Below are 14452 nucleotides of genomic sequence, written 5' to 3' on the forward strand. Positions count from 1 at the left end.
GGAAATACGCCAAGATATAGGAAGATTCGCACAAATTACAGGCAAGTGCCTGTTCGTAATTCAGCGAGTGCCTACCTTGTGCGTTGCGTCGTGTCGGCACCCGGGTGTCCAATGATCGGCATGTGCTCACGCTGATTCGAGAAGCGGCCTGAGGAACAGTCTAGTAACTGCTTTCGTTTCAGCTTGTAGCGGAACTCACGCGGAGAGGGATCATGTACAACGATTCTCTATTCAACGCTTTCGCTCGGTCGTTCGAGGCGAGAAGCCAGCACGACATGTCGATGGCGGAATATCTGGAATCGTGTCGAAGCGATCCCATGAAATACGCGAATGCGGCCGAACGACTACTTGCAGCGATCGGTGAGCCCCAGACGATTGACACGGCCAAGGACCCACGCCTTGGCCGTATTTTTTTGAACCGCACCATCCGGACCTATCCGGCCTTCGCCGGCTTCTACGGCATGGAAGAGACCATCGAGCGCATCGTCGGCTTCTTCCGTCATGCGGCGCAAGGTCTCGAAGAGCGTAAACAGATCCTCTATCTGCTCGGCCCGGTCGGCGGCGGCAAATCCTCGCTCGCCGAGCGGCTGAAGTCGCTGATGGAGGTGCATCCGATCTACGTGCTCAAGGCCGGAGATGAGCTTTCGCCTGTTTTCGAGAGCCCGCTCAGCCTGTTCGATCCCGATCAGCTCGGGCCGATGCTGGAAGAGAAGTACGGCATTCCGCGCCGGCGTCTCACCGGCCTGATGAGCCCGTGGTGCTACAAGCGCCTCGAGGCCTTCGGCGGCGACATTTCCCAGTTCAGGGTCGCAAAAATCCAGCCGTCGCGGCTGCGCCAGATCGCGATCGCCAAGACCGAGCCCGGCGACGAGAACAACCAGGACATCTCCTCGCTGGTCGGCAAGGTCGATATCCGCAAGCTCGAGACCTACGCGCAGAACGATCCCGATGCCTACAGCTATTCCGGCGGCCTCAACCGCGCCAACCAGGGCGTGCTCGAATTCGTCGAAATGTTCAAGGCGCCGATCAAGATGCTGCACCCGTTGCTGACGGCAACGCAGGAAGGCAATTACATCGGCACCGAGAATATCGGCGCGATCCCGTTCACCGGCGTCATCCTCGCGCACTCCAACGAGGCGGAGTGGGCGAGCTTCAAGTCGAACAAGAACAACGAGGCCTTCATCGACCGCATCTGCGTCATCAAGGTGCCCTACTGCCTCCGGGTCACCGAGGAGCAGAAGATCTACGAGAAGCTGATCCAGGGCTCCGAGCTGGCGGCTGCGCCGTGTGCACCCTCGACCTTGGAGACGCTGGCGCGGTTCTCGGTGATGTCGCGCCTGCGCAAGCACGAGAACTCGACGCTGTTCGCCAAGATGCGGGTCTATGACGGCGAGAGCCTGAAGGAATCCGATCCGAAGGCGCGCAGCGTGCAGGAATATCGCGATGCCGCCGGTGTCGACGAAGGCATGGACGGCGTCTCCACCCGCTTCGCCTTCAAGATCCTGGCTGCGACCTTCAACCACGATCCGCAGGAGGTTGCCGCCGACGCCGTGCATCTGATGTACGCACTGGAGCAGTCGATCCGCAGGGAGCAGCTGCCCGAGGAAGTCGAGAAGCGCTATCTCGAATTCATCAAGGCCGAGCTGGCGCCGCGCTATGCCGAATTCATCGGCAACGAGATCCAGAAGGCGTATCTGGAATCCTACTCGGATTACGGCCAGAACCTGTTCGACCGCTATGTCGACTACGCCGATGCCTGGATCGAGGACCAGGACTTCAAGGACCCCGACACCGGCCAGCTGCTTGATCGCGAGCTTTTGAACCAGGAATTGACGAAAATCGAGAAGCCGGCGGGCATTGCCAATCCCAAGGACTTCCGGAACGAGGTCGTCAAATTCTCGTTACGCTCCCGGGCCCAGAACGGCGGCAAGAATCCGACCTGGACCTCCTATGAGAAGATTCGCGATGTGATCGAAAAGCGGATATTCTCCCAGGTCGAAGACCTGCTTCCGGTCATCTCGTTCGGTTCGAAGAAGGACGGCGAGACGGAGAAGAAGCACGGCGAGTTCGTGGCACGCATGGTGGAGCGCGGCTACACCGAGCGTCAGGTTCGCCGACTGGTCGAATGGTACATGCGCGTGAAGCAAGCCGGTTGAGGCGGATGAGAAAGTGGCCATTCACATCATTGACAGGCGCCTGAATCCAGGCGGCAAGAGTCTTGAGAACCGCCAGCGGTTCTTGCGTCGGGCCAAATCCCTGGTGCAGGGCGCCGTCAAGAAGACCTCTCAGGAACGCGACATCAAGGACGTCCTGGAGGGTGGAGAGGTCACAATCCCGCTCGACGGGATGCACGAGCCGCGTTTCCGCCGTGAAGGCGGCACGCGCGACATGGTGCTGCCCGGCAACAAGAAGTTCGTCGAGGGCGACTATCTCCAGCGTCAGGGCCAGGGCAGCGCCAAGGATTCCGGTCCCGGTGAAGGCGACAGCGAAGATGCGTTCCGCTTCGTGCTCAGCCGCGACGAGTTCGTCGATCTCTTTCTCGACGATCTCGAGCTGCCTGATCTCGCCAAGCGCAAGATCGCGCAGACCGAGAGCGAAGGCATCCAGCGCGCCGGCTATACCACTTCGGGCTCGCCCGCCAATATCTCGGTCAGCCGCACCGTGAAGCTGGCGCTCGCGCGCCGCATCGCGCTCAAGCGCCCGCGCAAGGACGAGGTCGAGGAGCTGGAAGCCGCGATCGAGGCCTGTACCGACGAGGACGAGCGTGCCGAGCTCATCGCCCAGCTCGAAAAGCTGAAGGCGAAGACCAAGCGCATTCCCTTCATCGATCCGCTCGACATCCGCTATCGCCGCTACGAGAAGGTGCCGCGGCCGGTGGCGCAGGCCGTGATGTTCTGCCTGATGGACGTGTCGGGCTCGATGTCCGAGCACATGAAGGATCTGGCCAAACGCTTCTACATGCTGCTCTACGTGTTCCTGAAGCGGCGCTACAAGCATGTCGAGATCGTCTTCATCCGCCATACCGACCGCGCCGAGGAGGTCGACGAGCAGACCTTCTTCTATGGCCCGGCCTCCGGTGGCACGCTGGTCTCCAGCGCGCTGCAGGCGATGCACGAGATCGTGCGCGAGCGCTTCAGCCCGGCGGACTGGAACATCTACGCCGCGCAAGCCTCCGACGGCGACAATTCCTATTCCGATGGCGAGCTGACCGGCCTGCTGCTGACCGAGAAGATCCTGCCGGTCTGCCAGTTCTTTGCCTATCTCGAGGTCGGGGAATCAGGCGGCAGCGCCTTCGATCTCTCCGACTCCTCGCTCTGGACGCTCTATGAGCGCCTGCGCAACTCTGGCGCGCCGCTCTCGATGCGCAAGGTTTCCGAGCGCAGCGAGATCTTCCCGGTGTTCCACGATCTGTTCCAGCGCCGCGAAACTGCCCAGGAGAAAGCCGCTCCATGACGGAACGCTTGTTCGAAGGCGCCGATTGGGATTTCCACACCTTGCAGCGCATCACCGATGCCTGCGAAGAAGTTGCGTTGAAGGATCTCGGGCTCGACGTCTACCCGAACCAGATCGAGGTCATCACCGCCGAGCAGATGCTGGACGCCTATTCGTCCGTCGGCATGCCGCTGTTCTACAAGCACTGGTCGTTCGGCAAGCACTTCGCCTATCACGAGGCCTCGTATCGCAAGGGCCTGATGGGTCTTGCCTATGAGATCGTGATCAACTCCTCGCCCTGCATCTCCTACCTGATGGAGGAGAACACGGCGACGATGCAGACGCTGGTGATCGCGCACGCCGCCTTCGGCCACAACCACTTCTTCAAGAACAATTACCTGTTCAAGCAGTGGACCGACGCGGAAGGGATTCTCGACTATCTGGATTTCGCCAAGAATTACGTCATGCAGTGCGAGGAGCGCTACGGCCGCATCGAGGTGGAGCGCACGCTGGACGCCGCGCATGCGCTGATGTCGCACGGCATCGACCGGTATCCGGGCAAGAAGAAGCTGGATTTGCGCGCCGAGGAGAAGCGGGCAGGGCGCCGCCGCCAGCACGAGGAGGAGGTCTTCAACGACCTCTGGCGCACCGTGCCGACAGGCAAGAGCAAGAGCCGGTCCGCGCTCTCGATCGAGCGCCGCCGCAAGCTGCTCGGCCTGCCGCAGGAAAACCTGATCTACTTCCTGGAGAAGAGCGCGCCGCGCCTCGCGCCCTGGCAGCGCGAATTGTTGCGCATCGTCCGCCACATCGCGCAATATTTCTATCCGCAGAGCCAGACCAAGGTGATGAACGAGGGGACGGCGACCTACGTCCATTATCGCATCATGACCCAGCTGCATCAGCAGGGCCGCATCACCGATGGCAACTTTCTGGAGTTTCTGGGCTCGCACACCAATGTGGTGTTCCAGCCCGAATTCGACGATCCACGCTTCTCGGGCTTCAATCCATACGCGCTCGGCTTCGCCATGATGCAGGACATCGAGCGCATCGTCACCAGTCCGTCGGACGAGGACCGCGAATGGTTCCCTGATATCGCCGGCAAGAACGACGTGATGGGCGTGCTGCGCGACGTCTGGGCCAATTACCGCGACGAAAGCTTCATTGGCCAGTTCCTGAGCCCGAAGCTGATGCGGCACTTCCGCATGTTCCATTTGCACGACGATCCCGAGGAGCGCGCCGGCATCCGGGTCGACGCGATCCACGACGAGCGCGGCTTCCGCCGCGTCCGCCGCGAGCTGGCGCGCCAGCACGATGTCGGCTTCATCGATGCCAATATCGAGGTGGTCGACGTCGATCTCTCCGGCGACCGCCGGCTGATCCTGCATCACCGTGTCATCAAGGGCTCGCAGCTGAACGAGACCGACGCCAAGCGCGTGCTGCAGCACCTCGCCGATCTCTGGACTTACGACGTCGCGCTGATCGAGGTCGATGCCAACGACAAGGTGCTGCGCGAATACGTCGTCAGCCCGCGTCCAATTGCGGCCGCGGTGGCCTGAGGCATTTTTCACTGTGATATGAGACCCGCGCGCAGAAGGCGGTGCGCTCCCTCCCCCCGCTTGCGGGAGAGGTTAGAGCCAGTCCGCGGCTTCTGAAGAGATCAGGTCAGGCTTTCTTCCCCGGCTTCTTCTTCGCCGCATTCAGCGCCACCGCCGCGCGGATCAGCGCCTTCAGCGCCTTCTCGTTGATATCAGCGCCCTCGCTGATATCGATCGCGCGCCGCACATTGCCGTCGAGGCTGGAATTGAACAGGCCGGCCGGGTCGTCCAGAGCCGCGCCCTTGGCAAAGGTCAGCTTCACCACCGCCTTGTAGGTCTCCCCCGTGCAGATGATGCCGTCGTGCTCCCACACGGGAACGCCGCGCCACTTCCATTCCTCGACCACATCAGGATCGGCCTCCTTGATCAGGGCACGGATCCGCTTCAGCGTCTCGCCGCGCCAGTCGCCGAGCTCCTTGATCCGGCCGTCGATCATCTTGGATGGTGATGGCCCGTCCGTCTCTTTCTTCGCGGTCACGGTCTTCGTCATGTCCTCGCCTCGCTGCCGCGGCCGAGATAGGGCAGTGCGAACAGATAGAGCCCGGTCGCGAGCAACGGAATCAAGGGCACGAAAGCCATCAGGCCAATCCATGTGGCCTGAATCTGCATGGTCAGCGCAACGATATTGGCGATCACAGCCAGCGTGAAGGCAATCGACAGCCAGCGATGGATTTGCCGGACCCACATGTTCGAGCTCATCTAAAGTCTCCTCTGGGAATATTCGGGATCAGCGTTTGTGGCTCGCTATTCGGCCCGTGCCAGCAGCTCGTCGAGCTTGGTGAAAAACTGCTTCCAGCCGGCATGCGCGCCGCCATAGGCCTGCTTCTGGCTGGGGCGGAAGCCCGCCTGCTCGACACGCAGATGCGTGCCCGATCCTTGCGGGGTCAGCGTGAACGTCACCACGCTTCTGAGGTCGTAGGCTGCGTCCTCGTTGGTGAAATTCCAGGTATAGGCGAGGGAGCGTTGTGGCTCGATGGCGAGCACCTCGCAATCCAGCACGCCGCCCCATTCGCCGCGCAGATTGAAACGGTGGCCGACCTCGGGCTTGAAGTCGTTCTTCATCAGCCATTCCTCGATCAGATGCGGCTGCGTCAGCGCGCGCCACAGCCGCTCAGGCGGATAGGCGAATTCGCGCTCGATCACCACGGAACGTGTTTCGGTCGCAGCCTCAGTCATTGGTCCATCCTCTTCAGGAGATCGTCAAGTGCATCGAGCCGGTTCTGCCAGAAGCCGGCCATCTGGCTGGTCCAGTCGATCAGCGGATCGAGCGCGCCGGGCTGCGCGCTATAGTGGGTCTGGCGTCCCTCATGGCGGTCGCGCACCAGGCCGGCGAGCTTCAGCGCGCCGAGATGCTTTGACACCGCCGGCTGCGAAACGCCCGATCGCTCCGTCAGTGCTCCGACCGTCTGCTCGCCCTCCCGGCACAGCCGTTCGAAGATCGCCCGCCGCGTCGGGTCGGCGAGCGTCCGGAACAGAAGGTCAGGGGTGGAGGACATGGGAGATCCATAACTCCGAAGTTATGGATCGATTCATAACCCTACAGTTATGGGTAAGTCAAGGCCGGCACAGGAGCTGGTGCTGGTGCGCTCAGCCCTCTCTCCCGTCCTTGCGACGGCGGATGGAGCGGTGCTCACGGCCGCAAGTACAAATACCCCTGCGACTGCAGTTCAGCGAGCCGAACCACGCCGCCCTTGTCCGCGCTCACGAAGCCCGGCAGCAGATCCGTCAGCGTGATGTTCTGCGCCTTCATGGTGTTGCCGCAGGCGGCGAGCTCGACGCCGTCCTTGGCGAAATTGCTGATCCGCCCCCTGACGTCGGGATTGGCCTGTGCCTGATGGAACGCCTTCAGCGCCGGCCCGTGGATGACGAGCGCGAGGGTGACATGGTCGGGGCCGCCGACGCCGTCGATGTGGTTCTGGATGTTGCCGAGCACGAAATTGACCTTGTCGGCGTCGCTGAGGTGATACACCACCTTCAGCTTGTCTGACTTTGCAGCTTTAGTCGCAGTCGCAGCGTTGGCGCGCGAGGCGGCAAAGGCCGCGCCCAGCGCCGAAATTGTGCTCCACAGAATGTTCCGGCGGTTCATGGCGATGTCCTTTGATGACGCCCGTGCTTGCCGGAGCGATATCACTTGTGGCGGAGCGCGGCGAGTTCCTTGCGGTCGGTCGCGAGCGCGGCGCATTCGCTGTTGTCAGCCCGGTCGAGCCGGAAAATCCCGTCATCGCTGCCGGCGACCAGCGACCGCTCGGCCTCGTCGTCGGGCTTGTTGTGCAGCCAGACCCTGACGCTCTCGAGCCGTACGATGGCTGATTTGTCGTCCTTCGAGAGCGCGATACCGATGCCGCCGCCCTCGCAATCGACGCCGCAGCCGAGTCTGACCTCGTTGCCTTCCTTGGTGAGCACCGTGTGGTGACACGAGCCGCTGGAATCGAAGTCACCGCTACGGTGGCGATAGCGGAAGCCGAGCCGGAACGAGTTGTGGAGCTCTTTGTCCTCGCTGTCGGTCTCCGCGGAGACCAGCAGCTTCATGGAAGCGACCTTCTGCTTCGGATGTCGCGCCAGATGCTCGGCATCGTAGCGGCGGACGAAGCAGGCATAGGCTGTCTTGCCTGGCGTGCCCGCATAGATCCGTGCGTTGAAGGTCTCGGCTTCGGTCTTGTTCGCCTCGCGGAAGTCGTCGGCCTCCTCGGCCCGGGCGACGCCGATGAAGGCCACGAAGGCAAGCGGAACGATAAGGGCAATTTTCATGATTGCACCGGGTCAGCCGTTTGGGGCCCGCATCGGGATGGTGACGGGCCACCAGCGGTTAGTCGCAAGCCGCACGCGGCGCGTTCAACCGCGCGCCCGGCCGGCAGCCTCGCGCAAGGTTCCAGGCTTAACCCTTGCGAGGGGGCGCAGAAAAACCCCGGGCTGTTGCAAATGGCTGGAGGCGGTTGAACATGTCCGAAAGTCAGAACTTGCCCAATCTTGCGATCGGCTATTCCCTGGCCAGGTCGTTGAAGGTGCTCGGCGCGGGCCTGCTGCTGACGTTGCTCTGTGCCGCCGTCGCCTTCAACTGGCTGCACGGCAAGGAGATCAGCTCGCTCCAGATCGTGATCTGCTCCGCCGGCGTTGCGCTGTTCGGCTTTGCGACCTGCCAGGCGATCTGGCGGCTGGTCTCCGCCCGGGAGCCGGTTATCTTCATCACCCGCGTCGGCATCCGCGACACCAGGATCGCCGACGACACCATCGCCTGGCGATCGGTGCGCGACATCCTGGTCTGGCAGCTTCGCACCCAAAAGATCGTGGTACTGAAGGTTGATCGCCTCGTTGCCGAGCAGTTTGCCGGAGGCATGCTGAAGCACATCGTAACGCTGATGAACAAGGCGCTCGGCGCCGACGGCGTGATCATCAATGCCGGCGGCCTGACCATGGACGCCGAGACCTTGTCCCGGACCTGCAGGCAATATTGGACGGCCAGCCGGCTCGCTCATTTGCGCCGTGCGACGCCGGAGCCCGTCAGCTAGCGACCGATCGCTCGGCCGGTCGCGTCAGCGCAGGCTGGCGTTGATCTTGTCGAGCACCGCCGAGCCCGGGCACAGCGTGTCCGCCTCCAGCGTGTTGAGCGGCGTCTCGACCGTGTTGAGATGGGCGTGCAGATCTTCCGCGTCAGGATCGACGTAGAGCAGCCCGGTGACGATCTGGCCCTTGGCGGCGTGCCTGGCAAGGAAGGTCTGGGCCCCTAGCCGGTCATGCGGATCGTAATCGGCGTCGATCTTGCGCAGCGCGATCTTGCTGCCGTCATGCTGCTCCACCACCTGCACGGTACCAGGCGCGTAGTCCACCGCGATCGGATCGCGGCCGACCAGCACGTCGAGCCGGTTCACGGCGTCATTGTGCTCGCGGACATAATCAAAGCTCTTGGTCGAGCCGGCGTGATTGTTGAAGGCGATGCAGGGGCTGATGACGTCGATGAAAGACGAACCCTTGTGCCGGATTGCGGCGGCGATCAGCGGCACCAGTTGGTCCTTGTCGCCGGAGAACGAGCGCGCCACGAAGGTGGCGCCAAGCTGCAGCGCGATCGCGACGAGGTCGATGGCGTTGTCGGTGTTGGTGACGCCCTTCTTCGACTTCGAGCCGCGGTCGGCGGTGGCCGAGAATTGGCCCTTGGTCAGGCCGTAGACGCCGTTGTTCTCGACGATATAGGTCATGTTGACGCCGCGCCGGATCGAATGCGCGAACTGGCCGAAGCCGATCGAGGCGGAATCGCCGTCGCCGGAGACGCCGAGATAGATCAACTCGCGATTGGCAAGGTTGGCGCCTGTCAGCACTGAGGGCATGCGGCCGTGCACGGAGTTGAAGCCGTGCGAATTGCCGAGGAAGTAATCCGGCGTCTTGGAGGAGCAGCCGATGCCGGAGATCTTCGCGACGCGGTGCGGTTCGATCGACAGCTCGTAGCAGGCCTCGATGATCGAGGCGGTGATCGAATCATGGCCGCAGCCGGCGCACAGCGTCGAGATCTTGCCCTCGTAATCGCGATGCGTGTAGCCGAGCTCGTTCTTCTTCAGGCCCGGATGATGGAATTTCGGCTTTGCGATATAGGTCATGACTGTTTCTCTTTGCTCCCTCTCCTCGCGGTATCTTCTCGCGAAGAGAACGATGGAATAGTCCTCCGCTGCATCCACATCGTCATTGCGAGCAGCCCTTGCGACGAAGCAATCCAGACTTGTTCCGCGGCGAGACTCTGGATTGCTTCGCTGCGCTCGCAATGACGGATGTGGATCCGCTCTGCCATCATGACACGGCCTTGCGGAGCGGGGTCACCTTGAGGTGATCCTGGTGGTCGCCAATGGCTTTTGCGATCAAGCGGGCGGTGATCGGGGTGCCGTCATAATGCACGATCGGCACGAGGCGGACGGGATCGATGCCGTTCTCGTTGACGATGAGCTGACGGAGCTGGCTGTCGCGGTTCTGCTCGACGACATAGACGAAATCGTGCTCGGCGAGGAAGCTTGCGACGCTGGAGTGGAACGGGAAGGCGCGGATGCGCAGGCGATCGAGCTGGTGCCCGCGCGCCTCCAGCATTCCGATCGCCTCGTCCATTGCCGGCGAGGTCGAGCCGAAATAGATCACGCCATATTTGGTCGGCCGTTCCGCGTTGGCCTGCAGCGGCCGCGGCACCAGATCCTGCGCGGTCTCGAATTTGCGGACCAGGCGCTGCATGTTGTCGGCATAGACGGTGCCTTCCTCGGAATAGCGCGCGTAACGGTCACGCGAGGTGCCGCGGGTGAAATAGGAGCCCTTGGTCGGATGCGTGCCGGGATAGGTGCGGTAGGGAATGCCGTCGCCGTCGACGTCGAGATAGCGGCCGAAGTCGCGGCCTTCTTCCAGCATGTCCGCGGTCATCACCTTGCCGCGGTCATATTGCCGCGCATCGTCCCATTTCAGCGGACGGCAGAGCCGGTGGTTCATGCCGATGTCGAGGTCGAGCATCAGGAAGATCGTGGTCTGCAGCCGCTCGGCGAGATCGAACGCGGCCGCGGCGAACTCGAACGCTTCGGCCGGATCTTCCGGGAACAGCAGGACATGCTTGGTGTCGCCATGCGAGGCATAGGCGCAGGCGATGATGTCGCATTGTTGGGTGCGGGTCGGCATGCCCGTGGAAGGGCCGGCGCGCTGGATGTTCATGATCACGGCCGGGATCTCGGCAAAATATGAGAGGCCGATGAACTCGGTCATCAGCGAGATGCCGGGCCCCGAGGTCGCGGTGAAGGCGCGGGCGCCGTTCCAGGAGGCGCCGATGACGATGCCGATGGACGCGAGCTCGTCCTCGCCCTGCACGATGGCGTATTTCGCCTTGCCGGTCTCCGGATCGTGCCGGTACTTCTTGCAATGCGCGGTGAAGGCTTCCGCCACCGACGATGACGGCGTGATCGGATACCAGGCGCACACCGTGGCACCGCCATAGACGGCGCCGAGCGCGGCGGCGCTGTTGCCCTCGATGAAGATGCGGTCGCCGACCTTGTCGGATTTCTTCACCCTGAGCCCGATCGGGCATTTCAAATTCTGCAGCGCCCAGTCGCGGCCGAGGTGCAGCGCATGGACGTTGGAGGAGAGCAGCTTCTCCTTGCCTTTGTACTGCTCGCCGATCAGCTGCTCGATCAGCTTCGGGTCCATTTCCAGCAGCGCACTGAGCGCGCCGAGATAGATGATGTTCTTGAACAACTGGCGCTGGCGCGGATCGGTATAGGTCGAGTTGGTGATCGCAGTTAAGGGGACGCCGATCACGGTGATGTCGTCGCGAAATTTGGTCGACGGCATCGGCTTGGTGGAATCGTAGAACAGATAGCCGCCGGGCTCGATGCCGGCGACGTCCTTGTCCCAGGTCTGCGGGTTCATCGCCACCATCATGTCGACGCCGCCGCGGGCGCCGAGATGGCCGGCTTCAGTCACCCGCACCTCGTACCAGGTCGGCAGGCCCTGGATGTTGGAGGGGAAGATGTTGCGCGGGGACACAGGCACGCCATGGCGCAGGATCGCGCGCGCGAACATCTCGTTGGCGCTGGCCGAGCCCGAGCCGTTGACGTTGGCGAAGCGGACGACGAAGTCGTTTACGCTGCTGATCGGCTTTTTGTCGGGCATGTCGAACCTGCGTGAGTCATCTCGATGAAATATTTCTGCATGTCCCAGGCCCCGGTGGGGCACCGCTCGGCGCACAGCCCGCAATGCAGGCAGACGTCCTCGTCCTTGACCATGACGCGCCCGGTCTTGAGATCGGACGAGACGTAAAGGTCCTGGTCCGGATGCGGCGAGGGCGCCTTCAGGCGGGTGCGCAGGTCGCTCTCCTCGCCATTGTCAGTGAAGGTGATGCAGTCCATCGGGCAGATGTCGGCACAGGCATCGCACTCGATGCAGAGCGAGGTCGAGAACACCGTCTGCACGTCGCAGTTCAGGCAGCGATGCGCTTCGCCGAGCGCGAGCTTGACGTCGTAGCCGAGCTCGACCTCGGTCTTGACGTCCTTCAGCGCGATCACCTTGTCGCGATGCGGCACCTTGAAGCGCTTGTCGATGGAGATGTCGTTGTCATAGCTCCATTCGTGGATGCCCATCTTCTGGGAGGAGATCTGCACCTCCGGCAGCGGCCGCTCGGTGATGTCCTCGCCCGACAGCATCTTGTGGATCGACAGCGCGGCGTCGTGGCCGTGCGCCACCGCCCAGATGATGTTCTTCGGTCCGAAGGCGGCGTCGCCGCCGAAGAACACCTTCGGATTGGTCGAGACGAAGGTCTTCGGGTCGACCTTGGGCATATGCCATTTGTCGAAGGCGATGCCGCAATCCTGCTCGATCCAGGGGAAGGCGTTCTCCTGGCCGACCGCGACCAGCACGTCGTCGCAGGGAATGGTCTGATCGGGATCGCCCGAAGGCACCAGGTTGCGGCGGCCCTTGGCGTCGTATTCGGCCTTGACGTGCTGGAAGGTGACGCCGATCAGCTTGCCGGCGACATGCTTGAAGGCCACCGGCACCATGTAGTTGAGGATCGGGATATCCTCGTGGATCGCGTCTTCCTTCTCCCAGGGCGAGGCCTTCATCTCCTCGAAGCCGGAACGCACGACCACCGTGACCTTCTCGCCGCCGAGACGGCGCGCGGTGCGACAGCAATCCATCGCGGTGTTGCCGCCGCCGAGCACGATGACGCGCTTGCCGATCTTGTCGACATGGCCGAACGACACATTGGCCAGCCACTCGATGCCGATATGGATGTTGCCGGCGGCCTCTTTCCGGCCGGGAATGTCGAGCTCGCGTCCGCGCGGCGCGCCGGAGCCGACGAAGATCGCGTCATATTTCTCCGCAAGCAGCGCCTTCATGCTCTCGATGCGATGGCCGCCCCTGAACTCGACGCCGAGACCCAGGATATAGCCGGTCTCCTCATCGATGACCGAATTGGGCAGGCGGAATTTCGGGATCTGCGTCCGCATCATGCCGCCGGCTTCGGGGTCGGCATCGAACACGGTGCAATGATAACCGAGCGGCGCGAGATCGCGCGCCACCGTCAGCGAGGCGGGACCGCCGCCGACCAGCGCAACGCGCTTGCCGTTTCTGGCTGCGGGCCGCGGCAGGCGCTGCCTGATGTCGTCCTTGAAGTCGGCCGCGACGCGTTTCAAGCGGCAGATCGCGACCGGATTTTCCTCGACGCGTCCGCGGCGGCACGCCGGCTCGCATGGACGATCGCAAGTGCGCCCCAGAATTCCGGGAAACACGTTCGATTTCCAATTGATCATGTAGGCGTCGCTGTAGCGGCCTTGCGCAATCAATCGGATGTATTCGGGAACCGGGGTGTGCGCGGGACAGGCCCACTGACAATCGACCACTTTGTGAAAGTAGTCGGGGGCCGCGATATCGGTCGGTTTCATTCCTACCCTCGTCCGCGCAGGCTCAAAGACCTGGCGGCCTCTTCTTTGAGCTTGTCGACGCTTAACGCGCGGCGATCTCGTTTCTGAATGACGTCATCGGGTTAGCTTATTAGAACCGTTCCGGAGTACAACGGCAAATTTGTGCGATCACTGCGTTTCATGGGAGCTAAGCGCACACAGCATTAGCGCCGCGCGCGCGAGATGCGTGCGGTGCAGCATCGCACTCTGCTCCATCCGTCGTCATTACGAGCGCAGCGAAGCAATCCAGACTGCCACCGCGGAAAGACCCTGGATTGCTTCGCTGCCCTCGCAATGACGGGGTTGGTGGCAGCGCAGCAATCTCGGCACCTCAGCTGCCCGCAATATCGCTCTTGGCAAGGTCCCACATCAGGCAGTAGGTGCCGACGGAGACCGGGAGCGGGAAGGGCGCGGCCGCAGGGCCGGTGAAGCGTTCGGCGATGACGGCGGAGACGGCGGAGACATGGGTGCCGTCGATCAGCACGAACCAGTCGCGCGCGCCTTCGTTGCGCACCGCGGGAATGTCCGCCGTTGCGCCGGACAATTCCGGCTCGCTTTCGAGCAGATGCATCGAGATGATGCCGTCACGATCCCCCGGCGCCAGCTTTTCTCGCAGTGCATCACGCCATGCGCCGGCATTGTCAGGCGTGGGCCGCAGCCGCACCAGGCCAAGCGCGGCGCCGCGGCCGGTGCCCTTGCTGATGGTGATGCGGGCGACCACGCGCAGCATGTTCTTGAATTGCGCCATGGTCCGCCGCGACCATTCGGTCTGGTTGGCAAGCCGGGCGCGGTAGGCAGGACTGTCGAGCACGTCGAGCGTCGTGGTCGAATACAGCGAGAGATATTTCGGAGAGGCCGCGTGCGCGACATAGCGGCGCGCTTCGAGAAATCCCTCGATCGCGACGCGCTCTTGCAGATGTTCGCGATCGTACCAGCGGTTGAAATCGGCCTCGTCAGCCGCGTCGATATCCATCGACGTCAGCAGCATGCCTGTCCCGGCGAGCGGCATTTTCTTGT

At 62.7% G+C, this 14452-nt stretch carries 14 protein-coding genes; 4 read left to right on the forward strand and 10 right to left on the reverse strand.

All coding sequences use genetic code 11. The features are described from left to right. Nucleotides 1–212: 212 nt before the first annotated feature. Genes ACNJX9_RS10715 through ACNJX9_RS10725 form a run of 3 tightly spaced genes read left to right on the forward strand, consistent with a single transcriptional unit; the run spans nucleotide 213 to nucleotide 4988 of the window. On the forward strand, nucleotides 213–2156 hold the full coding sequence (locus ACNJX9_RS10715) for a PrkA family serine protein kinase (protein ID WP_057743046.1): 1944 nt from the start codon (nucleotides 213–215) through the stop codon (nucleotides 2154–2156). Between the two features lie 19 nt (nucleotides 2157–2175). Then, nucleotides 2176–3453 carry a YeaH/YhbH family protein gene (locus tag ACNJX9_RS10720; RefSeq protein ID WP_205668201.1) on the forward strand — a complete coding sequence of 426 codons (1278 nt, stop codon included), beginning with the start codon at nucleotides 2176–2178 and terminating at the stop codon, nucleotides 3451–3453. Then, nucleotides 3450–4988, forward strand: a complete 1539-nt coding sequence (locus tag ACNJX9_RS10725) for a SpoVR family protein (protein WP_057743052.1) — start codon at nucleotides 3450–3452, stop codon at nucleotides 4986–4988. The genes ACNJX9_RS10720 and ACNJX9_RS10725 overlap by 4 nt, the downstream gene beginning before the upstream one ends. Nucleotides 4989–5094: 106 nt before the next feature. On the opposite strand, the gene ACNJX9_RS10730 is transcribed toward ACNJX9_RS10725, so the two are convergent. From ACNJX9_RS10730 to ACNJX9_RS10755, 6 genes are all read right to left on the reverse strand, one after another. Next, a complete protein-coding gene (locus ACNJX9_RS10730; RefSeq protein ID WP_439408724.1) occupies nucleotides 5095–5517 on the reverse strand; it encodes a DUF1801 domain-containing protein in 423 nt (140 codons plus the stop codon). Beyond that, a complete protein-coding gene (locus ACNJX9_RS10735; RefSeq protein WP_439408725.1) occupies nucleotides 5514–5726 on the reverse strand; it encodes a hypothetical protein in 213 nt (70 codons plus the stop codon). The genes ACNJX9_RS10730 and ACNJX9_RS10735 overlap by 4 nt, the downstream gene beginning before the upstream one ends. Before the next feature lie 45 nt (nucleotides 5727–5771). Next, the gene (locus ACNJX9_RS10740) at nucleotides 5772–6203 is read right to left on the reverse strand and encodes an SRPBCC family protein (protein ID WP_220005862.1); all 432 of its coding nucleotides are present in this window, start codon (nucleotides 6201–6203) and stop codon (nucleotides 5772–5774) included. Beyond that, on the reverse strand, nucleotides 6200–6523 hold the full coding sequence (locus tag ACNJX9_RS10745; protein WP_439408726.1) for an ArsR/SmtB family transcription factor: 324 nt from the start codon (nucleotides 6521–6523) through the stop codon (nucleotides 6200–6202). The genes ACNJX9_RS10740 and ACNJX9_RS10745 overlap by 4 nt, the downstream gene beginning before the upstream one ends. Nucleotides 6524–6657: 134 nt before the next feature. Beyond that, complete coding sequence (locus ACNJX9_RS10750; RefSeq protein WP_439408727.1) at nucleotides 6658–7113, reverse strand: DsrE family protein; 456 nt, start codon at nucleotides 7111–7113, stop codon at nucleotides 6658–6660. Between the two features lie 41 nt (nucleotides 7114–7154). Next, the gene (locus tag ACNJX9_RS10755) at nucleotides 7155–7775 is read right to left on the reverse strand and encodes a hypothetical protein (RefSeq protein ID WP_057743066.1); all 621 of its coding nucleotides are present in this window, start codon (nucleotides 7773–7775) and stop codon (nucleotides 7155–7157) included. 191 nt (nucleotides 7776–7966) lie between these two features. Here ACNJX9_RS10755 and ACNJX9_RS10760 point away from each other — a divergent pair, with 191 nt between their 5' ends. After that, nucleotides 7967–8533: an STM3941 family protein gene (locus ACNJX9_RS10760; protein ID WP_057743068.1), complete on the forward strand. Its 567-nt coding sequence runs from the start codon at nucleotides 7967–7969 to the stop codon at nucleotides 8531–8533. Between the two features lie 24 nt (nucleotides 8534–8557). Here the strand turns inward: ACNJX9_RS10760 and ACNJX9_RS10765 are convergent, their stop codons facing one another. The 4 genes from ACNJX9_RS10765 to ACNJX9_RS10780 all read right to left on the reverse strand — a co-directional run bounded on the left by ACNJX9_RS10765 (nucleotide 8558) and on the right by ACNJX9_RS10780 (nucleotide 14444). Next, nucleotides 8558–9613 carry a 2-oxoacid:ferredoxin oxidoreductase subunit beta gene (locus tag ACNJX9_RS10765; protein ID WP_439408728.1) on the reverse strand — a complete coding sequence of 352 codons (1056 nt, stop codon included), beginning with the start codon at nucleotides 9611–9613 and terminating at the stop codon, nucleotides 8558–8560. Nucleotides 9614–9800: 187 nt separating this feature from the next. Then, entirely contained in the window at nucleotides 9801–11648 is a 1848-nt protein-coding gene (locus ACNJX9_RS10770) for a 2-oxoacid:acceptor oxidoreductase subunit alpha (RefSeq protein ID WP_439408729.1), read from the reverse strand. Next, nucleotides 11618–13417, reverse strand: a complete 1800-nt coding sequence (locus ACNJX9_RS10775; protein ID WP_439408730.1) for an FAD-dependent oxidoreductase — start codon at nucleotides 13415–13417, stop codon at nucleotides 11618–11620. The genes ACNJX9_RS10770 and ACNJX9_RS10775 overlap by 31 nt, the downstream gene beginning before the upstream one ends. A 349-nt stretch (nucleotides 13418–13766) precedes the next feature. After that, the gene (locus ACNJX9_RS10780) at nucleotides 13767–14444 is read right to left on the reverse strand and encodes a hypothetical protein (protein ID WP_439408731.1); all 678 of its coding nucleotides are present in this window, start codon (nucleotides 14442–14444) and stop codon (nucleotides 13767–13769) included. Nucleotides 14445–14452: the final 8 nt, after the last annotated feature.

Source organism: Bradyrhizobium sp. BLXBL-03 (genome assembly GCF_051853015.1).
Lineage (GTDB): Bacteria > Pseudomonadota > Alphaproteobacteria > Rhizobiales > Xanthobacteraceae > Bradyrhizobium > Bradyrhizobium manausense.